Origin of the sequence: Dickeya chrysanthemi NCPPB 402 (genome assembly GCF_000406105.1) — a bacterium.
GTDB classification, from domain to species: Bacteria; Pseudomonadota; Gammaproteobacteria; order Enterobacterales; family Enterobacteriaceae; genus Dickeya; species Dickeya chrysanthemi.
Genome location: NZ_CM001974.1, coordinates 1595475 through 1619656, shown reverse-complemented (window position 1 = coordinate 1619656; position 24182 = coordinate 1595475). Strand labels below are relative to the sequence as shown.

18 protein-coding genes and 1 pseudogene are annotated in these 24182 nt (G+C 56.7%); 5 read left to right on the top strand and 14 right to left on the bottom strand.

Going from position 1 to position 24182, the window contains the following annotated elements:
• The first annotated feature begins 353 nt into the window (after positions 1-353).
• From DCH402_RS07340 to DCH402_RS07325, 4 genes are all read left to right on the top strand, one after another.
• Complete coding sequence (locus tag DCH402_RS07340; RefSeq protein WP_040000525.1) at positions 354-1409, top strand: MBL fold metallo-hydrolase; 1056 nt, start codon at positions 354-356, stop codon at positions 1407-1409.
• 312 nt (positions 1410-1721) lie between these two features.
• Positions 1722-3488: an AIPR family protein gene (locus DCH402_RS07335; protein WP_040000524.1), complete on the top strand. Its 1767-nt coding sequence runs from the start codon at positions 1722-1724 to the stop codon at positions 3486-3488.
• Between the two features lie 233 nt (positions 3489-3721).
• Complete coding sequence (locus tag DCH402_RS07330; RefSeq protein ID WP_023639454.1) at positions 3722-3901, top strand: type II toxin-antitoxin system HicA family toxin; 180 nt, start codon at positions 3722-3724, stop codon at positions 3899-3901.
• A 27-nt stretch (positions 3902-3928) separates the two neighbouring features.
• The gene (locus DCH402_RS07325; RefSeq protein ID WP_040000523.1) at positions 3929-4339 is read left to right on the top strand and encodes a type II toxin-antitoxin system HicB family antitoxin; all 411 of its coding nucleotides are present in this window, start codon (positions 3929-3931) and stop codon (positions 4337-4339) included.
• 47 nt (positions 4340-4386) lie between these two features.
• On the opposite strand, the gene DCH402_RS07320 is transcribed toward DCH402_RS07325, so the two are convergent.
• From DCH402_RS07320 to DCH402_RS07260, 14 genes and pseudogenes are all read right to left on the bottom strand, one after another.
• Positions 4387-5010 carry an RraA family protein gene (locus DCH402_RS07320; RefSeq protein ID WP_040000522.1) on the bottom strand — a complete coding sequence of 208 codons (624 nt, stop codon included), beginning with the start codon at positions 5008-5010 and terminating at the stop codon, positions 4387-4389.
• The gene (locus DCH402_RS07315) at positions 5007-5852 is read right to left on the bottom strand and encodes an ABC transporter ATP-binding protein (RefSeq protein ID WP_040000521.1); all 846 of its coding nucleotides are present in this window, start codon (positions 5850-5852) and stop codon (positions 5007-5009) included. Before DCH402_RS07315 ends, DCH402_RS07320 begins: the two co-directional genes overlap by 4 nt.
• 11 nt (positions 5853-5863) lie before the next feature.
• The gene (locus DCH402_RS07310) at positions 5864-6913 is read right to left on the bottom strand and encodes a FecCD family ABC transporter permease (protein WP_050583274.1); all 1050 of its coding nucleotides are present in this window, start codon (positions 6911-6913) and stop codon (positions 5864-5866) included.
• Positions 6906-7927: pseudogene (locus DCH402_RS07305) on the bottom strand (FecCD family ABC transporter permease). The gene DCH402_RS07310 and the pseudogene DCH402_RS07305 overlap by 8 nt, the downstream one beginning before the upstream one ends.
• A complete protein-coding gene (locus tag DCH402_RS07300; protein ID WP_040000520.1) occupies positions 7924-8841 on the bottom strand; it encodes an ABC transporter substrate-binding protein in 918 nt (305 codons plus the stop codon). Before DCH402_RS07300 ends, DCH402_RS07305 begins: the two are co-directional and overlap by 4 nt.
• Positions 8842-9205: 364 nt before the next feature.
• Positions 9206-10906: an IucA/IucC family protein gene (locus DCH402_RS07295; protein ID WP_233276328.1), complete on the bottom strand. Its 1701-nt coding sequence runs from the start codon at positions 10904-10906 to the stop codon at positions 9206-9208.
• Positions 10794-11102: a hypothetical protein gene (locus DCH402_RS23005; protein WP_233276327.1), complete on the bottom strand. Its 309-nt coding sequence runs from the start codon at positions 11100-11102 to the stop codon at positions 10794-10796. Before DCH402_RS23005 ends, DCH402_RS07295 begins: the two co-directional genes overlap by 113 nt.
• 37 nt (positions 11103-11139) lie before the next feature.
• Positions 11140-11916: an HpcH/HpaI aldolase family protein gene (locus tag DCH402_RS07290; protein ID WP_040000519.1), complete on the bottom strand. Its 777-nt coding sequence runs from the start codon at positions 11914-11916 to the stop codon at positions 11140-11142.
• Positions 11910-13766, bottom strand: a complete 1857-nt coding sequence (locus DCH402_RS07285) for an IucA/IucC family protein (protein ID WP_040000518.1) — start codon at positions 13764-13766, stop codon at positions 11910-11912. Before DCH402_RS07285 ends, DCH402_RS07290 begins: the two co-directional genes overlap by 7 nt.
• A gap of 53 nt (positions 13767-13819) precedes the next feature.
• Positions 13820-15268: a DHA2 family efflux MFS transporter permease subunit gene (locus DCH402_RS07280; protein WP_040000517.1), complete on the bottom strand. Its 1449-nt coding sequence runs from the start codon at positions 15266-15268 to the stop codon at positions 13820-13822.
• Positions 15258-16517 carry a type III PLP-dependent enzyme gene (locus DCH402_RS07275; RefSeq protein ID WP_040000516.1) on the bottom strand — a complete coding sequence of 420 codons (1260 nt, stop codon included), beginning with the start codon at positions 16515-16517 and terminating at the stop codon, positions 15258-15260. Before DCH402_RS07275 ends, DCH402_RS07280 begins: the two co-directional genes overlap by 11 nt.
• A complete protein-coding gene (locus DCH402_RS07270) occupies positions 16510-18381 on the bottom strand; it encodes an IucA/IucC family protein (RefSeq protein WP_040000515.1) in 1872 nt (623 codons plus the stop codon). Before DCH402_RS07270 ends, DCH402_RS07275 begins: the two co-directional genes overlap by 8 nt.
• A 106-nt stretch (positions 18382-18487) precedes the next feature.
• Positions 18488-20602, bottom strand: coding sequence for a TonB-dependent receptor (locus DCH402_RS07265; RefSeq protein ID WP_040003466.1), 2115 nt, complete (start codon positions 20600-20602; stop codon positions 18488-18490).
• Positions 20603-20774: 172 nt separating this feature from the next.
• Positions 20775-22157: a diaminobutyrate--2-oxoglutarate transaminase gene (locus tag DCH402_RS07260; RefSeq protein WP_040000514.1), complete on the bottom strand. Its 1383-nt coding sequence runs from the start codon at positions 22155-22157 to the stop codon at positions 20775-20777.
• A gap of 495 nt (positions 22158-22652) precedes the next feature.
• On the opposite strand from DCH402_RS07260, the gene DCH402_RS07255 reads away from it, so the two are divergent.
• Positions 22653-24182: CRISPR-associated endonuclease Cas3'' (locus DCH402_RS07255; protein WP_040000513.1), on the top strand; the 1530-nt coding region annotated here is incomplete at its 3' end.

Below are 24182 nucleotides of genomic sequence, written 5' to 3'. Positions count from 1 at the left end.
GACATTATGGCGTTGCGCCCCCTGCTTGCTTCGGCAATCCATTCCTCTTCACCCTCAACGTCTCATCGGCATTTAGCCATATCGGTAACCTATCGCCACAAATGCGTAACAATTCACCTATTCGGAAAGAAAGTACTGACGTGATAGGGCAACATACCGTCAACAGGGCTGCGTCACAGATAACCCACTGATCTATCGCGTAGCGGCCGGGGCAAACACCGCTCACGGCAGGTGAATGATCTTTAGGTGAAAATAGCGCCTGCCTTGAATCCTGTCGTTTTTGGCACCATATCAATACACATACGCTGATATAACCTGTAGTCACCATTCTGTGACGCCGATCCGGAGACCCTATGGCAGACCCGCACGCGAAACATTACTCCCCCGAAACCGGGCGTTTTTTCAACCTGCGCCCGTCGACAGCCCCGCGGATGAGCCTGTGGCAAAGCCTGTCGTTGATCTGGCGGCTCGGTTTTCAACGCAAAGGACGCGTACCGGACCAACGGCTACCGACGCAATCCCCTGACCTTCAGGCGTTCCTCGCGGCCGGCGAACGCCTCAAATTTATCTGGTTCGGACACTCGACCCTGCTGCTCAATCTGGATGACACCCGCATCCTGATAGACCCGGTGTTTTCCGCCAGCGTGTCGCCATTCAGCTTTATGTTTCGCCGTTTTCAGCCGCCGGTGCTGGCGCGCGAAGCGCTGCCGGACATCGACATCATTCTGTTGTCGCACGACCACTACGACCATCTCGACGAGCAGACCATTCGCGCCTTTCGCAACAGCGCGACCCGCTTTATCGCCCCGCTGAAAGTGGGCGAGCATCTGAAAAAGTGGGGGATTGAAGCGGAACGGATTCAGGAGTTGGACTGGTATCAAGCGCATACGTTTAACGGCATCACGTTCACCGCCACGCCGTCGCACCACTTTTCCGGGCGCAGCCTGTCCGGCCGCAACACCACGCTGTGGGCCTCCTGGGTGATTCAGGGGCAACAGGAGCGACTTTTTTTCAGCGGCGACTCCGGCTATGGCGAGCACTTCCGCGATATCGGCGAACGCTTTGGCCCGTTTGATTTGGCGTTTATGGAAAACGGCCAGTACAACCAACGCTGGCCGGACTCGCACATGCACCCGGAACAGACCGTGCAGGCGGTGCAGGACGTGCGCGCTCGCCTGTTTATGCCGATCCACTGGGGAATGTTCGCGCTGGCGTTTCACGACTGGGCCGACCCGGTACGCCACAGCAGCCAGTTAGCGCAAGCGCGACAGCTACCGATGCTGACACCGATGCTGGGTGAAGTGGTCACGCTGGGGACATCCACAACCACACCGATGTGGTGGGAGAAAGACGTTGATGCGCTACCGTCACGACCTATCGCCAGAAACGCGGTACAGGATGCGGAATAGCTGATAGTGGGGATGAAAACCATATACCCAGAGAATAAATTAAGGACTAAATAGCCTCCGCATTGATGCTCCGATTATCATTGCGAGGCTCTAAATCTGGCGGGATGTTATTTCTCACAAGTACAACGTCATGATGAGAAACTATTTAGTAAAGACCGGCCAAGCTACTTTATTTTTCACTAATCTAGACAACAGATGATATATTCTTAATATAATGAGATGCATTCATTGACAATGATTAGTCCTTTTCTCCAATAAACCAAGAACCCATATAAATATATAATTTCAACATATATAATTATCGAGGTAATTATGGCATTTGTAAGCGACCTGAAACTTGAAGATAATTCAACTGCAGCCTCCGCAACTGCACAAGTTACAGCCACCCGACTTGGACATGCATTAAGAGAAAGATATCAGGATTTTATCCATAAACGTGAATGCTCTGTTGCTCAACCAGACTATAATATAAAGATGGCCAGTAGAGCCTTGGCTGCTTTTACTATGTTTCAATTAGGTGGAGTTGATGATCGGGAAGCAGGCGAAAGTGTTTGTGATAGCAGCCGTGATGGCGGCATTGATGGTGTATGTATTAACCACAACGAAAAAATTGTAGTTATCGTTCAATCTAAATTTAATCAATCAGGTAGTGGAACATGGATCAAAGATGATTTTTTATCTTTTAAAGATGCATGCGAAAAACTCCAAAGCGAACAATATAATTTATTTGACGAGATACTACAAAACAAGCAGACAGATATCAGCATTGCACTTAGTTCTTTAGACTATAAATTCATCTTTGCAATGACTCATACAGGTAAAAGAGGCGCTGCAGAGCAAATTTTGGATGACATGAAATCATGGCAAGTGGATTTGAATGAAGCAGCGTTAATGACAGAAAACACTCCAAATGAAGAGTTAGCCTTTCAAGTTCATCTTATCTCTGCCGAAGACATTCTTCAATGGTTACAGGCCGGCTCCAGGAATAGCATTGATTTGAAAGATGTTGAAATAGAACGATATGGTTTTATCGACAATCCACATAAAGCTTATTATGGTTTAATTAGTGGAGATCAGATTGCAGACTGGTGGAAATCTCACGGACAAAGATTATTCACGAAAAATATTAGAAATTTGCTAGGAAAAACAGATGTCAATGAAGAAATTAAAAAAACAGCATTAACAAAGCCAGATATGTTCTGGTTCTATAATAATGGCATAACTTTATTAGTTAATGAAATAGAGCCTCATAGAAGGAATGCAGCATTAGGTTCAGAAAGAGGCGTTTTTAATTTTACAGATGTAAGTGTCATTAATGGAGCACAGACAGTAAGCAGCATTGGATCATTGATCGATTCCGCAGGAGAAAACCTTTCAAAAATAAAAATTTCCGCAAGATTTATAAAAGTAAATGATGACAAAGGTGATACCATCGCCAATAGCATCACCAGAGCTAACAACCTCCAGAATAGAGTTCTCGGACGAGATTTTGCATCTCAGCAGCCAGAGCAACACAGGTTAGCAAAGGAATTAATTCTTGAAGGATACCAGTACCAATTATTAAGAACAGATGAAGACTCATTTCAAAAAAACGCCAAAACAATAGATCTTGATGAAGCTCTAAATGCTTTAGCTTGCTTAACCAAAAACAATACAATTGTTGCGACATTAAAGTTATATAGAGGCCGATTTTTTGACAACTTCGATGGTAGCTTATACAAAACGGTATTTAACCCACAAGTACCCGGAATTAGATTAATAAATGCTGTTATTCACCTTAGAGTCATTGATGACCTAATTGGAAAGGAACTAACCACCATTGACAAACTTTCAAATAGCAGAAGACATTTGATTGTCACTCACGCAAATAGATACTTTGCCTCAGTATTATTAAATTCAGTTCAAAACCTCAAGTCATCAACAGACCATATCACTCCAGATATAAATGATTTAGGAACAAAGTTAATTAATTTGATCGATAGTACCGAGGAGTATATGAGTAGCAAGTATGCAAATGCATATCCAGCAAGATTCTTTGCAAACGCCAATAAAATTGATGAGCTTTATAAAAACATTTAAAATAAATTTATACTGTATTAAGTTTACGCGCCAATTTTGGCGCGTTCTTTAAACCATCACAAAAACTGGAGTTCCCGCATACAAGTACGTAAGCCCCCTCCACACACGAAAAATTAAACAACAATTCAAATATTCTGCATCTGATTATTATAACCCCCCAATAACTCCATAAGATTGATTTTCAGGGTTATCGGGGTTATGATTGGCTGATAGCCGGGATACGAGGTTTAAGGATGGACAGCAGGACGTTAATGGCAGAAATCAAGGCCGATGGATGGGAATTGGTAAGGATTAACGGCAGCCATCACCACTTCATCCACCCAGCTAAACCGGGGTTAGTGACCATCCCGCATCCTAAGAAGGATTTACCGATAGGCACGGTAAAAAGCATCAGGAAACAAGCGGGAATATGATCCCTGCTTACTCGAAGAGGCTGAATTATGTTTTATCCAATTGCAATTGAAGCAGGCGACGATACTCATGCATACGGCGTGACAGTGCCAGATCTGCCGGGCTGTTTCTCCGCAGGTGATACACTTGATGAGGCCATCGCCAACGCTAAAGACGCGATCACTGGTCACATTGAGCTGCTGATCGAAATGGGCCAGGATATTCCTGCTGTTTCATCCGTCGGCACGTTGGCGAAATCACCGGAGTACATCGGTTACACCTGGGCCGTTGTTGATATCGATGTCACCCGGCTGATGGGGGGTGTGGAAAAAATTAACGTCACGCTGCCTAAATCACTGATTGACCGTATCGATCGTTGTGTAGCAAGTAACCCGGAATTTAAAAGCCGCTCGGGGTTCCTTGCCCAGGCAGCATTAGAGCGAATTTCATCTCTTCGCTAACTTTTATTCTGAAACCTGCTTCGGCAGGTTTCTTGTTTACATCGATATCAGAAAGCCCCCGGTAATTTTTGCCGCAACACCTCCCGTCGTTCCGCGTCCGCGAGTTCTTTGTGTTGCGCCACCGCCAGCCAGTCGCGGGCGGCTGAGGGACTCAAGATAAACACCCCGTCGTCGTCACCCATCGCCACATCGCCGGGGTGCACCGCCACGCCGGCGACTGTTACCGGCACGTTGACCGCGCCTGCGGTTCCCAGCGTGCGGGTGGTAATGGCGCTGATGCCTTTGCAGAACACCGGCAACCCCAATTGGCGCAGCGCGCGCGAATCCGTCACCGCCCCTGCTATCACCACCCCCGCCAGCCCTTTCACACACGCCGCCAGCGCACGCAGCTCGCCCCAGCAGGCGCGATCTTCCTCCTCCGACGCATCGACCACCAACACATCGCCCGATTGACTCAGCAACAGCGCCTCACGCAGTACACCGCCGTCCGGCGGGCACAGCTTAACCGTCACGACGTTGCCGACCATCTGCACATCCGGCAACAGCGGCCGGATGCCGTGCAAATAGCCGCTTTCCGTCAAATGTCCCAACGTGGAGGTACTGATTTGACGATAGGCAGTCAGTCGTTCATCACTGATCGGCGGTACGCGGGGATTAATGTGATAGCTCATGCGGTTTCCTGATAGCGGTTGTCATCTGCCTGGCCCGAGTCAGCCGCACTCTCCTGCGGTTTCTCACGCCCGAACGGAATACACAATGGCGTGTGGAAAAACGGGTCGGGGATGATGCGGCAGTCCAGATTGAACACCGTTTTCACCAGCGCTTCGTCCAGAATCCCGGCCGGTGTGCCCTGCGCGAAAGCGGTGCGGTTATGCACCGCCACCATATGGTCGGCGTAACGGCAGGCCAGATTGAGGTCGTGCAACACCATAATGATGGTTTTGCCATGCTGACGATTGAGATCACGCAGTAAATCCAGCACCTCGATCTGGTGCGCCAGATCGAGGAAGGTGGTGGGTTCATCCAGCAACACCACCTCGGTATCCTGCGCTAGCGTCATCGCTATCCACACCCGCTGGCGCTGACCGCCGGATAACGCATCCACCGGTCGCTCCGCCAGCATGTCGGTGCCGGTCTGGCGCAGAGCCTGATTCACCATCGCCTCGTCTTCCTGCGACCACTGCTGTAGCCAGTTCTGGTAAGGGTAACGCCCCAGGCTAACCAACTGCTTCACGGTAATGCCTTCCGGCGCGTCCGGCATCTGCGGCAAAATCGCCAGTGCACGCGCCACCTCGGCGGTGGACTTGCGGTGGATGTCCTCACCATTGAGGATGACCGTGCCGCTCAGCGGCTTGAGCAAGCGGGCGAAAGACTTGAGCAAGGTGCTTTTGCCGCAGCCGTTGCTGCCGATCAGTACCGATACCTTGCCCTTCGGCAGTTGGATATCCAGATTGTCGATAATGGTCTGATGGGCATAGCCAAGGGTCAGTTCCCGGCTGGTAATCGCGGTCATTATCCGTTTCCTTAATGACGTTGTTTGATCAATAAATACAGAAAGAACGGCGCGCCCAGCGCCGAAACGAAAATCCCGGCGGGCAGATCCAGCGGCAAAAAAAGCGTTCGCCCGCACAGATCCGCCACCATCACCAGCCCGGCGCCGCAGAGAAACGCCATCGCCGCCTGCCCGGCAAAAGCCGGTGCGACCAGCCGTTTGGCGATGTGCGGCGCGATTAGCCCGACGAACGCCATCGCACCGCCCCAGGCAATCGCCGCGCCCGCCAGCGCCACACTGAGCAGCAGCAGCGCCAGACGCAACCATTGCACCCGCACGCCAATGCCCTGCGCCAGCCCATCGTCCAGTTGTTGTACCCGTACCTGACGCGCCAGCAGCACCAGCCACGGCGCAATCAGCAACAGCCAGCCGCCCAGCTCGCGGGTTTCGCGCCAACTGGCGCCGTAGACGCTACCGGTCAGCCAGACATAAGCCGACAACGTGGTGGTCAGTGGGCTAAACACCAGCATGAACGTGGTAGCCGCAGTCAACAGCGCCGATACACCGACGCCGGTCAGCACCAGCCGTTGCGGCGAGACGCCCGACTGCCACGCCAGCCAGTACACCGCCAGCACCGCCACCGCCGCACCCACCATCGCCGCCAGCGGCAGATAGTGAGCCCCCAGCGTAGTGGCGAGAAACGACAGGTAAAACACCGCCGCCGCGCTGGCACCGCTGGTAATGCCCAGAATATCCGGCGAGGCCAACGGATTGCGGATCATCGCCTGCAGAATCAGCCCGGATACCGCCAGCGCGCCCCCGACCAAAACGGCCAGCAGCACCCGCGGCAACCGTAACTGCTGGACGATTAACGTCGCCCCTTCTGACTGCGACGATCCTAGCGCCTGCAACACCTCCCACGGCGACAGCATCAGTTTGCCGACGCCAAGCGACGCCACCATCACCGCCAGCACCAGCAGCAGCGCCAGCCATACCCGGCCAACGGTGGTCAGGTTGATCTGGCGGGAAAAACGCCCTTGCCGCCACACCAGCACAGGATCCATTCTTTCGCGCTTATCCATGACGGCCTCCGCGACGCAGCAGGAACAGGAAGAACGGCGCGCCGAACAGCGCGGTCATCACGCCGACCGGCACTTCCTGCGGCACAATCACTACCCGCGCCAGAATATCCGCCAACAGCAGCAGACACGCCCCCAGCAGTGCGCAACCGGGCAGCAACCAGCGGTGGTCGGCGGGCAACAGTTTTCGGGCCATGTGCGGCACAATCAGCCCGACAAAACCAATGCTGCCCGCCATCGCCACCGCACCACCGGCCAGCGCGACGACAAGCAGGCTCATCAACAACCGGATGCGCCCGGTACGCTGCCCCAGCCCGCGGGCAATGGCCTCACCGGCATTCAGCACGTTGACCTGCCCCGACAGCAGCAAGGCACCGACCAGCGCCGCCAGACAGTACCCCATCAACGGTAGCACCGTCGCCAGTTCACGGTCGGCCACCGATCCCGCCAGCCAGAACAGCACCGTATCCAACCCTTCCTGATTCACCACCAGCATCGCCTGACTAAAAGCCGCGAACATAGCGGTGATGGCCGCCCCCGCCAGCACCATACGCAACGGATTAAGGCTGCCCTTGCCCATGGTGCCGATCAGCCACACCAGACACCCGGCCACCGCCGCACCGGCAAATGCCGACCACAACCACACCGACATCGCCACGTTGGGAAACAGCGACACACAGACAATCAAAAAAACATCGCGCCGGCGTTGATGCCGAACAGCCCCGGCGACGCCAGCGGGTTACGGGTCAGCACCTGCATCAACGCACCCGCCACCGCCAGACTCCCACCCACCACGACGGCTATCAACGTGCGCGACAGGCGGGTCGAGGTGACCAGAATATGGCTGACGTTAAGCGGGTCCGGGTGCCATAGCGCGCCCAGCACCTGCGACGGCGCAATCCCTATCGGCCCGACCATCAGGCTAAGGAAAGCCAGCGCCAGCAGACAGACGCCGCCGCCCGCCAGCACCTGGCCGGGCGCTATCCGCTTCCCAACCGGTATCACGGCATGACTCATGACGCGCCTCCGGCGATGCCGGTGACCTGGGCGATATCGTCCAGCATCATGTTGGCGCCCAGAATACCGCCGGACAGACTCCAGGTGACGCCATTGACCACCCAGACCTGATTGCGCTGCGGGGCGCGGAGTTGCTGCCACAGCGGGTGACGAATCAGGGATTCATAGTTGCGTTGCACAGACGGGCTCTCGGATCGCAGAAAAATGAAAAAGATGTCGGCATCCACCACCGGGATGCTCTCTTTGTTGGTCAGTTTGAGAGAAACGCCCGGCTGCGCGCGGCTGGCGTCGCTCCAGCCAAACCCCAGCTCGCTCAGCACCGAGCCGGGAAAGCTGCCGGGCAAATAGCTACGGATATGATCTTCGCGGATATCCAGTATTGATACGGTGGGCGGCCAGCCGCTGCCAAATCGGCGTTGCAGCTGCTCACGCAGCCCACCCACTCGTTGCTGCCAGTGTTGCAGCAACGTGTCGGCCACGGCCTGACGCCCAAGCGCCTGCCCCATCACCTGCACCGTTTTTTTGAACTGGTAGATTTCATCCAGCATCACCACCGGCGCAATCTGCGACAGCAGTGGCTCCAGCCGCTGGTGACGAAAACGCGAAGCGACGATGGTATCGGGCTTTAACTGCACGATGTCTTCCAGACTGGGTTGGGTTTCCAGCCCCACATGCGGCACGCCGGCCAGCGCCGGACGCAGGTAGCGGTACATGGGTTTCTCGCTCCACGAATCCACCACACCGGCAGGTGTCACCCCCAGCGCCACGGCGGTATCCGTCGCGCCCTGAAACAAGGTGATAACCCGTTGCGGCACTAACAACGACTGGGCCAGTGCAGGCCGGGAAAGCCCCAGTGGCAACAGGCTTAACGACCACCGCAGCAATCGGCGGCGCGAAAGTAAATACTCATTCACGATTTGATGTGATCTGCCTTTTCCATAGTGATGACCAACCCATTACGTTCAGAAGAGAGATCTCTGGCGTCCAAAACTGTGCTGAGGTGTTCGTCTTCGCCGGGTGAGCCGCATGGACGCGGCGAAAGCCCGTGCCGCGCCGGGAGCGCGTCACGGGCGGCCCGACCAGCGAAGGCGAACGCCGAAGGCACCGCGCAGCGGCACAGTTTAGCCACCAGCCAGTGGTCAAGGAGAGGTGGCGTGTGAACCTCTCCTTGTCGTGCGTGCGGTAACGTCGCAAAAGTGAGCCGTAGCTTATCCCGCACGAAATATCTCTCTGTCTTTACATGAACCCGATAACGACGCTCTATTGTTCGTTAACAATCTATTTACCAATAATGGCCTGAAACGGGTTAATCACTTCCCCCTTGCCGAACGGCATACTCCCCGGTCCGCCGGCGCGGGCGATCATCGGGGTGATCAGCAGTTTCTGCGGCCAGTTCGGCACGTCGAACAAGCGGGTTTTCAGCATCGCTTGCGTGTCGGCGGCGAAACCGGCGCGGTCAATCGCGTCGTTGATTTCACGGCGCATCACGCCCCATAGCGTCGCGGCTTCCACCTCATAGGTCAACGACAGCGTTTCGATAATCGCCCGCATGTTGACTTGAATCCCCAACGTTTGCAGCCAGAACAGCAGATCGTCCAGACGCTCGTGGTAAAGCGTGTTGGCATGGCCCTGCTTGATGCGGTACACCGGGTCCTGCATACCGTTCTGTTCCAGCGTCGGCACATGGATGCGCAGCGAATCGTGATCACGCAGCAACAAGCCGTGAGCCTGACCGGCTTTCCACACCAGCACCGCATTTTGTCCGTGGATCTCGCCCAGCATCCCTAAGCGGAACATACGGAAATTAATGTCGAAGAAACAATGACAAAGCTCAGCGAACAATGTCAAGACCGAATCGGTGTTCGTCGGCAAGCCGCGATATGCCAGCCAGTCGTCAAAGAAGTGACGACGGCTGCCCGGCAGCGGCGTGCCCAGCGCGGCCATCGGCAGCAGGCGGTAGTCCGGATCGTCGAACAGCTCGCCCGGATAGCGGCGTACCATCGCCGACAGGTGGCGTGGTGCTTCGTCAAACAAGGTGGCCTGCGGCGGCATAAACGCCCACCATTTGCCTTCATCGCACAGATACAACCGTTGCTGTAATACCGCGTCTTTGTCGCGCGCCTGGCGCAACAGCGTTTCGCTCAGCCCGCCGTTGATCATTTTCACCGCCGGCAAATAGCGTGACGCGCCCAGCGAATACACCGCCATCGGCAGCTTGAGGTAATCGGCGCTGGCGAAACACGGCGTCATCGAGCGCAGTGACGAGGTCGGCAGATAACGGGCGGCGCTGAAATCCAACCGATGACAGTCGCCGTTAGCAAAAGCATCGCCCAGTTGGCTTGCCAGAATATGGTCGAACTGCCACGGATGTACCGGCAACGCGATATGGGTGTCGGCGATCCCTCGCGCGGCCAATTCTTGTTGCAATGCATCCTGTTCGGCCTGCGGCAGCAGATAGTGCGCCGGGTACTGAACAGTGGTATCGCTGATACCGTCGCCGCATTGCAGGCGGTTTTTCGCCACCGCGACCCAGTTCAGCGCCACCGGCTCGGCAAACTCGGCCACGTAACGGCGGTATTCTTCGGCATTCAGCCCCTGTTTGGCTTTCGCCGTCGGATGATACGGACGGTCGCGCAACGATGCCCACTGTTCCATCACATGGAAGAAATCGGCGTTGCCGCGCCCGAGCAGGTTATCGGTATCGATACGGTGTTCACGCGACAGCGCGGTCTGCTCGACGCTGGTGTTTAGCACATCCAGAAACAGCGCCTGCCCTTTAGTATTATTTTCCCCGGCATCGTCTTCTTCACTGTGCTGACCGGCGAACACCAGGTTCATGAAGCTTTCCGGCTCCAGTACCTGCCAGTCATTGCCGCCGCCCTGCTGCCAGGCGTATACCACCGTGCCCGGCACTTTTTCCCAGCGTTGGGTAATACCGGGGACGCAACGCCGCCACCAGATGACGCTGTTCGCGTTCATCGCTGCACCAGCACCACAGGCGAGCCGCGCTCTCCAGCGCACCGAACGGTGACGGCTGGCCGTACTGCCGGTGCCACTCATCAGTGGTATACAACGCCAGCGGCTGAGCGCCAAAAAACGCCTCGGCCAACAGGCAATCCACCAGATCCTGCATCACGCTGTGGCTGGCATCCTTGTAGTGAGACGTGGTCTTCATCGCATGACTTTCCATTTGATCATGATTTTCCATTTGATCATTGCCCTTCTGCTGAAATCGTTGCGGCCAGTCTGGCCTGTAAAGCACGAAACGCGATGCCGCGCTCGTCGCCCAATACAAATGCGCGCACGCCCTGCTCACGCCAGCGTGCATGATCATCGTGCTGGCGGGGGATGGCGCAATAGGTCACGCCATGTGCCTCGGCGGCCCGCCGCACCCCGGCCAGCGCCGCCTGCACCGGTGCCGCGGCAGTCTGCCAGGGCATACCCAGCGACTGAGAGAGATCGGCTGCGCCCTCCAGTATCATGTCCAACCCCGGTACGGTGGCGATCGCGTCGGCCTGACGTACGCCCTCGGCGCTTTCGATCATCGCCACCAGCAGGATTTCCCGGTTCGCCAGCGCGACGTACTCCGCCAGACTGTGCTTGCCGAAGGCGCCGGGGCGACCGCTATTGAGGCTGCGCTCGCCCTGCGGGTGGTAATGGCAGGCGCGCACCGCCGCACGCACCTGCTCAGCCTGCTCCACCATCGGCAACACAATGCCTTGCGCGCCGCCGTCCAGCAGGCGCAACAGGGTTTTGGGGTTGCCATCCGCCACCCGCACCAGCGGCGTCAGCGCATAGCTTTCCGCCACCCGGATCATGTTCTCCACCGTTTCCGGGTTTATCAGCACATGTTCGGTGTCGATAATCACGAAATCGAACCCGGCCTCGGCAATCAACTCCACCGATACCGGCGAGGGAATCGAGGCAATCAACCCGTAGACCGGCGCGCCTGCCGCCAGCTTGCGCTTGAGTTGGTTGGTTCTTAGCATGACGACGGCCTGAACGGATGCAGCGGGTTCGGCACCGATTTAAAACGGCGCTCGCCGTCGCCCAGCAACCGGCGTTTGGTCAGTTCCTCCACTTCATAAGTCGGTGCAAACACATCAAACAGCGCATAGCGCGAGCGGTGTTGCGGGTGCCCGGCCTGATAACGCAGCACCACCTCCGCCGTCATTTCCCAGAAGCGTGCTTCCGGCAGGTGGTACTGCTGGCGCAGGAAGACCGCCATTTCCGCCAGACAGATGAAGAAGAACGAGTCGCAGGTAAAATCGCGCACCGCGTCGACGTCATCGGTGAGGATGAACGAATTGCGGTTGATTTTGGCGTGGCTGGCGGGCAGCGGCACCAGATCCGGGCGCATGGCGGGGCGCGCCAGATGGTCCGGCGAATAGCGCACGCCGTCATGAAAATCTTTGAGCGCAATGCGCTGCGGCCAGCCGTCACGCACCATCAGCACGATATTCTGGCCGTGCGATTCCATGCCGATGCCTTCGGCGTACAGCATGTGGATGATGGGTGAAACCGTGACCTCTAGCAGTTGACGGGTCCAGGCTTCCAGCCCGTACTGGTGAATCCAGGCATCGATAAACGGCGCCTGCTCGCCGCCGTCGTAACGGTGCTCGACATGGCTTAAGCCGTTGAACGGCACCGCCTGCTCGTCCGGTTGCAGGTACTGATGGATGCTTTCGCGCCAGATAGCCCCCATCACGCCGTAAGCCTGCGCCATACGGGTAGTGGGCAACGGTTGGGTGTCGAAACTCACCCCGGCGATTTCGCCGAGAATCACGAATTTCAGGTTGCGGGCGGTCTGATCGGTGTCGATCAATTGTTGCAGCCAGTCGGTAATAATCGGTCCGTTCATTACCGTGTGCCGCGCCAGAATGCGGGTGCTGGAGGTGTTGGTCATGCTCATCGCCAGCTTGACGTAAGGGCGCGTTTTCTCCGTTACGTTCGCCAGGGTGCGAATCGACTGCTGCGCCTGCCAGCGGTCGTCGGAATCCCCGAGGTAAATCAGCTCGCCGCTGGCCAGTTCCGGATAAAACACCGGCGCAATCACGTTTTTCCACTGCCACGGGTGCACCGGTATCAGTTGATAGTCTTGCGCTTTGCGCCCCTGACGCGCCAGTTGTTCGCTAAACGCCTGCCAGCGCGCCGCGCCGAATTCGGTTTGCAGGAAGTCATCCAGATCCAGTTTGGTCGAATGGTTGGCCGACGCCAAAGGCTTCGCCAGCGCCAGCCAGACGATGGCGAAAGGTTGGCCGAACTCCGGCCCCCACTGGGCGTTATCCTGCAGACTGAAACCAATGCGCGACTTGTAACACGGGTGGTAGCTGTGCGCATCCATAAAGTGGCGCTCCAGCTCGTCGAAACCAAGTTGATGCGTCGGCTTGCCGGGTTGGTAATCCTGCGCCCGCGACTGCAAGTCTTTCAGTTGCGTCTGCTCCAGTTCCTGCACAAACCGCGTCAGGAACGGATTGTTCTCCTGCTCGCCCAGCAGTTCCTCCAGCATCTGGTGCAGATTGGGCGACTGCGCGTCTCCATCCGGACCGATGCGCTGCACGCTGGCGTAATCAAGACGGATAAGACTGAAGCTGTCGCTAAACAGCCCGCTGCACCGGTACTCCACCGGTAATTGCTGTGCATCGCGGCCGGTTATCACAAACTGGCTGTTGCCGTCGCCGACTGGCAGGCGACGATAAGGCAGCACCTCCTCATACAGTAGCGTTTGCAACAGTTGCCCGACTACGCGCTGTTCCACCAGTTGATAACGCCGGGCATCCATGCGTAGCAACCAGTCGCAGGCGCTGTCCTGAGGTACGACGGGGGATAATGTTTCCATACGATCTCTTAACCTTGTCAGTAAAAATAACCTTGTGGGTAATCAACTCCGCGTCAACGCGGTTCCCGCGCACCAGCCTGCGACGCCGACGCGCCGGCCAACAGGGCGTTCGCCGCGGTGTCATCACTCTGCGTGGGAAAACGCAGGGCGCATGGCAGCGCCAGCATGATCAACACACCGGTGGCGATAAAGGTTTCGCTGATGGCGGCGGCACGCACGGCTTCATGCGCCAGCCCGCTGCCCGCCAACCGGAATTCGAGGTATAACGACGCCAGCACAATCGCCAGCGACGACACCAGCCGGCGTGAAATGTTGTTCATGGCGGCGCCCTGTGTAACCAGCGTTTCCGGCAGCACATTCAGCCCGGCGGTGGTGACCGGCATGTAGGACAAACCCAGCCCGATGCCGCGCAGTATCATCCAGCCGAACACGGCGCCAATCGACGTCTGTGCGCCCGTCATACCTAATCCGATGGTCGCCAGCGCGGTCAGCAGCACCCCGACGCCCACCACCCGCGCCGCGCCGTGCCGGTCAAGCAGGCTGCCGCCTACCTTGCCGAACAGGCTGGCGAACAGTGCGGTACACAACAGCGCCAGCCCGGTCCAAATCGCGCTGTAGCCCATCACCATCTGCACCAGCATCGGTAATAACACCAGACATTCGAACATCCCGACCGATTGCACCACCGCGATCACCACGCTCAGGCGATAGCCGTGCAGTTGGAAAACTCGCAGATTGAGCAGCGGTTCGCGCTTACGCAGTTCGACGCGGACAAACGCGGCCAGGCACACCGCGGCGGCCAGCAGCATCAGCAAATTGAACGGGTTTGCCAGCGCGGCGGCATGATGTAATCGCCCGGCGCCGACCATCAGCAACCCGATACCGGCGGACACCAGCAGATAGCCGGTCATATCGAACGGTTTACGCTCACCCGGCACGGTTTTCGGCAACACCACCAGCCCCATCAACAGCGCCAGCGCGCCGATGGGAATGTTCATGGCGAACAACGCCCGCCAACTGAACCACTCTAGCAGCAACCCGCCGCACAACGGGCCCAGCGCCGGAGCCAGCATCACGATGGCGCCCCAGATACCGGTAATGCCGCCCCGTTCCTGCCTGGGGTACACTGAGAAAATCAGCGTCAGCGACAGCGGGATCATCAACCCGCTGGCGATGCCCTGCACCGTGCGGGCGGCGATCACCAGCGAGATGGAATCCGCCAGCATCCCCAGCAGCGAACCGGTGATAAACAGCGCCACACCCAGCAGGTAAAGCGGTTTGTTACCCAGCCGATGCCCGAGATAACCGGTCAACGGCATGGTCATGCCCATGCTGACCATGAACGCCGCCACGATCCAGGTCGCCAGCAGCGGCCCGATGTGAAACACCTCGATAAATGCGGGCAGTGCCGGATTGAGCGAACTGTTATTCAGGCTGACGGTGGTCGTACCGAGCAATACATTGACCACCACCAACCAGCGTGGAACAGAACTAGTCGACACGGCACACCGCTCCGGTTACGTCCACGTTCGTGCCGTTATCGGTGATAACGCCCCCGTCATCCGTGAGAAAATACTGCTCAGGGCGAGGATGACACAGGAAATCGGCATGAGAAATGTTGTAGCCATAAGCGCCCGCCAGCGGTAACACCAGCAGATCGCCGATATTGACGTCGGTCAGGCGCTGGTCGCGGCTAAGCACGTCTTTCGGCGTGCACAGCTGGCCGACTACCGTCCAGTCACGTGTTTCGCCAGCCGACGGCGTCGACGTCAGCGGCAGGTGAATCACCGGATGGTCATGCCCTTGCGCCACCGGCAGGCGGAACTGATGGGTACCGCCGCGGCAGACCAGAAAATGCTTACCGTGGCTGCGTTTTTTATCCAGCACCTCGATGGCGTAATACCCACAGTAAGCGCTGATGAAACGCCCCGGCTCAAAGCGAACAATCGGCACATCCGGCTGTTGCGCCAGCCGCACACGCAGGTAGTCACACAGTGCCGGCCAGTCGAAACGCTCGGGCGTCAGATACGGCACGCCGATGCCGCCGCCCACATTGAGGTGGGTGATAGGCTGCGGCTGCGCGGACAGCGCTTTCCATTGCGGCCAGCGCGTCAGGTACAAATCCAGCAGTTGTTGATGGCGCTCCACCACCATCTGGTGCGACATGGCATGTACGTGAAACCCTTTCAGTTGCAGATGACTGGCGTTATCCACGTCGCGCACCGCGTCCGGCAGGTCGGCTTCATCCATGCCGAACGGCGTCGGCGTGCCGGCCATCGCCAGTTTGCTGGTCAGCGACGACGCCAGTTCCGGGTTGATGCGGATGAACACCGGCTGGACCACGCCATGCTGCTTCGCCCGCTGTTGCAGGCGGGCGATTTCATGGCGGCTCTCCACATGAATCGCTTCTACGCCTTGCTCCAGCGCCAGATCAAAGTCCGAGTCCAGTTTGCCGGGCCCGGAGAACACAAACGGTTTCCGTGTCGCGCAACCGGCCACGCGGGCGATTTCGCCGCCTGACGAGATCTCAAACCCATGCACCAGCGGCGCGATCGCGTCCAGAATCGGTTTTTCACTGTTGGCTTTGATGGCGTAATAGAGTTCAACGCCCGGCGGCAGCGCCGCCATCACCTCGCCGACATGCCGGCGCAGCGCGGTCAGGTCGTAGACAAACGCCGCCAGCGGATCGACATACTGCTGTTGCAGGTGAACAATGACGTCATGAACGGACTGGGGCAGCGAATTAGCCATGCTGCACCTCGCTGTGCCGTAGTTCGACACGCTGAGTCTCGCCGTGCGCGATTCCGTTGCCGTGCGCTATCCCGCTGCCGTGCTGCGCCTGCGCGGCGTGGCTCCAGGGCGACGGCAGTTGGACATAGCTGGCCTGACGATCAGCCTCGGCCGCCAGTCGTACCTTGAGGTTGGTTTTACACGCCACCGGCTGGCCGGCGATCAACGCGTCCAGCTCTGGTGCCGGTTGGCCCAGTTCCGCCCGAATAGCGCACAGTTGCTGGTGCACCCGCTGCCACATCAACGGCGCCAGGTGCGCCCGCCCGTGAGTCAGCGCCAGAATAGCTTCAGACAGGTGATTGATAAACAGGCAATACATGATGCGATTCCAGCCCTGCTCGCGCGAGTACAGCAATGACTGGCGCACACGCGGATGGATATCATCGGGAATAGCATGGATGCCGAGATCGTCGGTCAGTTTCACCCCTTCGAAATCGCGCAGCAGCACCTGCTGCGGCCGCCCCTGTTGATGTACCAACACGCTGTTTTGCAGATGCGGCTCCATCACCACACCGTGGTTGAAGAACAGCGACAACACCGGGCGCAGCAACTGCGTTTGGTAGTCGTCAAACCAGTACAGCAGCGCGTTGTCATCCAGCGCCTCGCCATACTGCGTGCGCAGGAAGGTTTGAATCATCGGCTGTAAATCCACGCCGCGGGCAAACAACGTACCGGCCATAATGCTGCGATCCGCACCGGTGCGGCGGCAGAAATTCTCACGCAGAATGCCGCCGGTTTGTTCGCGGAACCAGTGTTGGTCCGCCTCGCCGGCGGTAACCGGGCTCCAGCTCACCACGCCGGGTTCAGCGGCCGCCGCCAACCCGCCCAACGTGTCGGCGTGGTGCGCCAGCAACCGGCGGAACAGCCGGTCGATCAGCACCGTGCTTTCCAGCTCATACCAGGCGTTTTTGCGCACACAGTTAGTAATGCGAACGTTGAGCGAACCTTTGATGAAGTAATCGTGATCGTCGATAAACCAGGTGCGGATAGACGCGGTCGGGCTGGCGACGCGTCCGCTTTGGCCCAGATCGCGGATGACGTTGTCACGCAGTAATTGCTGCACGCGCGCATCCTGCATAAACAGTTGCGCCTGCACCGGATGCATACAGATGATGGCGTGCCCCGGCGACGCGGGTTGCTGGTCGGCGAAGCCTTGCAGCACTTGCTGCGGCGTCAGGCCGTTGGCACCGATGTGCAACCCGTCGACCGGCACTTCGAACTGGTACAACGCCGCACGGGCCTGAAACTCAGGCGCCCACTGCTCCTGGCCGAGATGAGCCGGCCACAGGCGCGCTTTGGGCGCAGGATGGCTGGGGTGACCGAACCACAATCCCTGCTCACTCTGCAAGTAATGTTGCAACGGCGCGTCCGCGCGCTGGCGGCTATTGTGATTGACGATGGCACTGACCAGCCGCTGGCTCTGGAGAATCTGTTCGTACAGCTCCGGGTTTTTTCTCCCGGCGATATGCTCGCACGCCGCCAGCAGGCACGCGACCAGACGTTCGAAGCCGGGGCAATGCCAGTCGCTCTGCGCCTGACGCAAATAGACATCGGACAGGTAATGCTGGCTGCCGAAGGTGTCGCGGCGGTCCACCATAACAAACAGTTGCAGTGAATCGGGCAAACCGATCATCATCGGTATGCCCTTCCAGTCTGCACCATCAAAATAGGCCCCCGGCGGGATCCCGTTCATTTCGTCTGGCCAGTCATATCGCACATACCCTTCCGGTATCGCGAACTCTTTGATAAGACAATTCAGTAACCCATGCAGGGCGGCTTTTTCGCTTATCATGGTGGACAAAACATCATGATTTCGGTTGTTCATCTCTACTCCATAAGAATAACAATCGGCCGGCGGTTTATTTCGTGGCGAAGGTTAACTATCCTAATTAAATAACTGAACGCAGCCCCGCCCTGCGGCGGGACTATTATCAAAAGTCAACGCTATAACCTAACGTCACGGTTCTTCCTCGACCGGAAAAATAACGCAGGGAGTTCACAATCGCGCTTTGCGAATAATATGTGATGTACTCCTTGTCAAATAGGTTAGAAACCGCCAGATTAATTTTACCTTTCGGTAATTTATAACCGACAGCGGCATCCATCAGCAGATAGCCATCAAAGTCCTGCTGGCGGTTATCCATAATTCTGTCGAAGGCGTAATTAGCCTGAATAAATGAAGACCACTGCGGCGTCCAATTCGCAGACCAACTGGCGGTCAGGCGATCCGGTGGAATATTCAAACCATCCAGCTTGCCATCGAGACTGCCGTTGCCATCGCTGTCGTACCATCCCTGAATATGGGAATAACCAAATTTCAGGCGGTGATCGTCATTTACCTTGTACCCCAGCGAGGTTTCGATACCGTCGATACGGGTTTTCTGACGTTCGCTCTGGAAGGTGCCGTTCACATCCACCACGCGCTCGCCCAGCTTGGAGGTCGAGCGGTAATAACTCAGTTCAAACTCCACCGGGTCTTTCTGGATACGGAAGCCGGTTTCAACGTTATCCGTCACAATCGGTTCCAACGGCAGCATACTGACCGACTGGCCGGCGGTTCTAATGCCGCGCAGCGTACGGCCCACGTCCGGGATACCGAAACCCTGCGAGTAGTTGGCAAACAGGCTCAGCGGTTGATAAGGCGTAGTCCACACCGCGCCAACGTTGTACAGCGTCTTGTTGAAACTCAGACGGCCGCCCTGCACATCTACGCTGTTATTGGGTGCACGCGCGGTGCTGGCTGCCACCGAACGGAAGCTGTCGATATCCAGACGTGCGTACTCATAGCGCACCCCGGTGGTGATTTTCAGCGAATCTATCGGCTGAATATCAAACTGCATGAACGGCGACAGATCGGTGTACTCCATCTGCGGTGCGTACAGGCGTTTGGTCAGCCAGAAATCCTGCTTGCCGGTATCGAACAGGGTATCGAAACCTACAGTCGCCTTCAGGTAATCGTCCCAGATATCGTCTTTGGTTAACGCCACCTTGCTACCGTAGCGGCGAGAGGTCACCCGTGACTGGTCATATAACCGGTTGAGCGGCGCGATACTGACATCCTGGAAAGAAGCCGAGTTATCCGCACCGAACAATGACTCGTAGTTCTGGTAATACACCAGCGAGTTCAGCTTCATGCCCGCCAGATTGTAGTTATCGTAGGTGGCGCTGGTGGTCCAGACCGTGTTCATCGGCGCATCGCCGACCGGGCGCCCGGAGACTGAGGTCGTCGCAATACCGTTATTACGATCGCCGGTGACGCCCAGATAGTTCATTTTGCCCTTGATCTGATAACGGTTAAGGCTGAACTGTATCCGCTGGTCGTTATCCAGCCAGTAACCGACTTTCGCCATCACATCGTAGGCGCGGGAATCCATCAGGTCGCCCTGGGTGTTATCAACCCCGATGGGGCGATCTTTCCCGTCCAGGAACAGGCCCTGATCTTCATAACTGACTGAAAACAGGTAATCCAGATACTCTTCTCGGCCACTGACCCCGTAGGTGGTTTTGTAGCTCATGGAGTCCGAGCTGACTTTGGTCGGCGAGGTGGTTTCCACGCTAAAATGCTGGTTGAACGAGCCCGGTTCCGGTCGGCGGGTAATGATATTGATGACCCCGCCGGTCGCGCCGATACCGTTGCTGGCGCTGGCACCGTGGATCACTTCAATGCGTTCCACCATCGCGAAATCGATGGTATGCATTTCGCGCCCGGTGGGGCGCAACGGGTTAGACTGCGGAATACCATCCACCAGAATCAACGGGGCTCGGCCACGAAAGGTTTCACCGCTGCCGCTCATTTTCTGACGGCTCGGCGCCATTGACGGCAATAAGTTACTTAATATCTGGGAAGAGTCGCTGGTAATTTGGCGCTGTTGTTCGATCTGCTCTTTAGTAATAATCGTCACAACCTGGGGTGAATCTTTTTTCTCGGTATCCGTTCGGGATGCCGTCACCACCATTTCATTGTCATTCTTGTTTGTGCTATCTGCTGCGTTAGCCTGTGCAAATAAAAATAATGGCGTCAACGCATATAATGCCCGAACCTTCATTCCTGCAACCTCATTATTATTTTCCCAGTAAATAAATGCCGATGTTTCCACCAGCACCTTGTGTTAATTGTGTTAATCGTTTTCTCAGCCTGCGCTGCACCGGAAATAACGCCGACAGTTTTTATAATTATTATTTCGCTATCAGCATCACGGTGGGCGATATATCGCCTGATTACTGATGACGGATTTGCGCCACCGCTTCAATCAACGCCCGCTCGAATCGCGCCACGACACTGCGGCATTGATCTTCGGTAATAATCAGCGGCGGCAGCAGCCTGACCACGTTGCCTTGTCGGCCGCCGCGCTCCAGCAACAGCCCCTGACGGAAACAGTGCTGTTGGATTGCCGCCGCCAGCTCGGCATCCAGCGGGTAGCCACCGCCGGCTTGTGCAGGTTGACGCTCATCAACGATTTCGATGCCCAGCATCAGGCCGCGGCCGCGTACCTGACCCAGGCAGGGGAAGCGCGTCTGCATCCGGGTAAATTGTTGCTTCAGCCACTCGCCGCGGGCGCTAGCCTGCGCCGCCAGCTTGTCGCGCAGTAAGATATCGATGGTGGTTTTCCCGGTCGCCATCGCCATCTGGTTGCCGCGGAACGTGCCGGTGTGAGTGCCCGGTTTCCAGACATCGAATTCACGGCGAATACCCAGCACCGCCATCGGCAACCCACCGCCCACCGCTTTCGACATCACGATGATGTCCGGCTCGATACCGGCATGTTCGAAGGCAAACATGCTGCCGGTACGGGCAAATCCGGCCTGCACTTCATCCACAATCAACAGAATACCGTGACGACGCGTCACCTCGCGCAGCGTTCGCAGCCAACTGACCGGCGCCGGGTTGACGCCGCCCTCGCCCTGTACCGCTTCGACAATCACCGCGGCCGGCAGCGACATACCGCGCTCGACGTCTTCGATAAATGCGGTGAAATAGCGGCTGAGCGCCTCTACGCCGGCGTCGCCGCCAATCCCCAGCGGGCAGCGGTATTCATGGGGATAAGGCAGAAATTGCACGCCGGGCATCAGATTCTGCACCGCGTCTTTGGGGCCGACATTGCCGGTCACGGCCAGTGCGCCGTGCGTCATGCCGTGGTAACCGCCGGAGAAGCTGATGATGCCGCCGCGGCCGGTATAGGTTTTCGCCAGTTTCAGCGCCGCTTCCACCGCATCCGCCCCCGACGGGCCGCAGAATTGCAGGCAGTACTGGTTTTCACCACCGGGGAGCTGCGCCAGCAGCGTTTCACAGAAGGCGTCTTTTAACGGCGTGGTGAGATCCAGCGTATGCATCGGCAACCCAGATGCCAGAAACGCCTGAATAGCGGCGACGATGTCAGGATGGTTATGCCCCAGCGCCAGCGTACCTGCCCCGGCCAGGCAGTCCAGATATTGATTACCATCCACATCCGTTACCCATACGCCTTGCGCTTGCTGGATGACCAGCGGCAGTTTGCGCGGATAACTGCGAACATTGGACTCAAACCATCCCTGTCGCTCCAGATAATCTGCATTGGTTCGACCCTGCACACTCTCTGTCACCGCCAACTGTGTCTCTGACATCGTCCTCACTCCCTGTGATATTGATAATAACAACAATTATCATTAACAATAATGACACTCAAGTGTTATTTAACTGACGATTTTAATAACCAAATCCTTACAAATACTGACGCTATATTCACTAAACGCATACAGGATGGGCACTTACCCCTCTTTTCCTGCCCGGTTTTCACGCCCGAATCACCAGAGAGTCAAAATGTTACTTTGAGACATTGATCACATTTTAACACTCACCCATTTTCCGGTACTGCCCCACCAACACATGGGGCGATGAACATCACCCATAGAGCGCCAAAATAGCGATATTAACGACACGATGTCCCTGCCGGTTTGCATTAAATTAATCGGGTATTTTCAGACATAAAAAATACGCTAATCGATATTATTTCAAAGCAAATAGTTTAATATAAATACTTTTAAAACAATGCGTTAAATATTGATTACTTCCCTTATGATGGCAGTTAAATAATGACGCTCTCTATTTAAGAGGCCGATATGGCAGAAAGACTTTCGTTTATTGCACATGTCAGAAGAAATAATGATGGCGACTGGAGTGCCCCCCATTATCTTGATGCACATTTGCGGGATGTTGCGGAATTGGCCGCCGCCATTGCGCCTGCCGCATTATCGGACTGGGCAACGCTTGCCGGGCGTTGGCACGATCTGGGTAAATACCGCCCGCCTTTTCAGGACTATTTGCGTAAGGCTTCAGGTTATGACGCCGAAAACGCCCATATTGAACACGCGCCCGGACGTGTCAGCCACTCGATTGCGGGTGCCCGTTATGCCATTACCGCGCTGGGTCATGGCGTGGGACATATTCTGGCTTACACGATTAGCGGCCATCACGCCGGTTTGCCTAATGGCAGAGGCGATGCCGGTTCTTTATATCATCGCTTAATCGACGGTGACGAAGAGTACCAGCAGGCACGCGAACAGGCTATTCCAGCAGATATTTTGCAGACGATACCGGTCAGCCTTCCGCCCCTCTCGAAAGAAAATATCGCGCTGTGGCTACGTATGCTGTTCTCTTGTTTGGTGGATGCGGATTTTCTCGATACCGAGCGTTATATGTCGCCTGAAAACGCCCGGTTACGAGAAAAAAACGCATCACTGACGCTGGCATCGCTACAACCGCGTTATCAACGCTATATGCACTCCCTGACCAACCGCGACCCTCATTCACCGCTGCATTCGCTGCGCCAGTCCATCCTTGACGAAACCCGGCAGGCAGCGGCGCTTGCGCCCGGCTTGTTTAGCCTGACGGTGCCGACCGGCGGCGGTAAAACGCTGGCAAGCCTCGGCTTTGCGCTCGACCACGCCCTGCGTCACGGCAAAAAACGCATTATTTACGCTATTCCCTACACCAGCATTATCGAGCAAAACGCCGCCGTGTTCCGTCAGGCGCTTGGGGAAGAGGCGGTTATTGAGCACCACTGTAATCTTGATAACAGTGATGATGCCCGCGCCCGGCTGGCATGTGAAAACTGGGATGCGCCTGTCATCGTCACCACCAATGTGCAGTTGTTCGAATCGCTCCATGCCGCACGGCCAGGCCGTTGTCGAAAACTGCACAACCTCGCTGACAGCGTCATCATTTTGGATGAGGCGCAACAGTTGCCGCGCGACTTTCACGCCCCAATTACACAGGTCATGCAGCAACTCACCGAACTGTTTGGTGTGAGTTGGCTGCTCTGCACCGCCACACAACCGGTGCTTGAGGCCCAGCGCAACCCGTTCGGGCAATTACTGATGCCGGGGTTGACGCAAGTCCGTGAAATCATCGCCCGGCCGTCGCAACTTGCCGATGTGCTGCGTCGGGTTGAGGTGCGCTTTGCACTGACACCCTGCGACTGGCGAACATTAGCCGCCGATCTTGCCGCACAACCCTGTGTGCTGTGTATCGTCAACACCCGTGGCGATGCGCGCACGCTGTATCAACGACTGGCCGATGACCCGGACGTCTTGCATCTCTCTGCGCAAATGTGTGCGGAACATCGCAGCCAGGTGATTACACAGATAAAA

Bases quoted from the DNA above. Each gene is read 5' to 3' on its own strand.
- DCH402_RS07340 (WP_040000525.1), top strand. From the start codon at position 354: ATGGCAGACCCGCACGCGAAACATTACTCCCCCGAAACCGGGCGTTTT.
- DCH402_RS07335 (WP_040000524.1), top strand. From the start codon at position 1,722: ATGGCATTTGTAAGCGACCTGAAACTTGAAGATAATTCAACTGCAGCC.
- DCH402_RS07330 (WP_023639454.1), top strand. From the start codon at position 3,722: ATGGACAGCAGGACGTTAATGGCAGAAATCAAGGCCGATGGATGGGAA.
- DCH402_RS07325 (WP_040000523.1), top strand. From the start codon at position 3,929: ATGTTTTATCCAATTGCAATTGAAGCAGGCGACGATACTCATGCATAC.
- DCH402_RS07320 (WP_040000522.1), bottom strand. From the start codon at position 5,010: ATGAGCTATCACATTAATCCCCGCGTACCGCCGATCAGTGATGAACGA.
- DCH402_RS07315 (WP_040000521.1), bottom strand. From the start codon at position 5,852: ATGACCGCGATTACCAGCCGGGAACTGACCCTTGGCTATGCCCATCAG.
- DCH402_RS07310 (WP_050583274.1), bottom strand. From the start codon at position 6,913: ATGGATAAGCGCGAAAGAATGGATCCTGTGCTGGTGTGGCGGCAAGGG.
- DCH402_RS07295 (WP_233276328.1), bottom strand. From the start codon at position 10,906: ATGAACGCGAACAGCGTCATCTGGTGGCGGCGTTGCGTCCCCGGTATT.
- DCH402_RS23005 (WP_233276327.1), bottom strand. From the start codon at position 11,102: ATGAAGACCACGTCTCACTACAAGGATGCCAGCCACAGCGTGATGCAG.
- DCH402_RS07290 (WP_040000519.1), bottom strand. From the start codon at position 11,916: ATGCTAAGAACCAACCAACTCAAGCGCAAGCTGGCGGCAGGCGCGCCG.
- DCH402_RS07285 (WP_040000518.1), bottom strand. From the start codon at position 13,766: ATGGAAACATTATCCCCCGTCGTACCTCAGGACAGCGCCTGCGACTGG.
- DCH402_RS07275 (WP_040000516.1), bottom strand. From the start codon at position 16,517: ATGGCTAATTCGCTGCCCCAGTCCGTTCATGACGTCATTGTTCACCTG.
- DCH402_RS07270 (WP_040000515.1), bottom strand. From the start codon at position 18,381: ATGAACAACCGAAATCATGATGTTTTGTCCACCATGATAAGCGAAAAA.
- DCH402_RS07265 (WP_040003466.1), bottom strand. From the start codon at position 20,602: ATGAAGGTTCGGGCATTATATGCGTTGACGCCATTATTTTTATTTGCA.
- DCH402_RS07260 (WP_040000514.1), bottom strand. From the start codon at position 22,157: ATGTCAGAGACACAGTTGGCGGTGACAGAGAGTGTGCAGGGTCGAACC.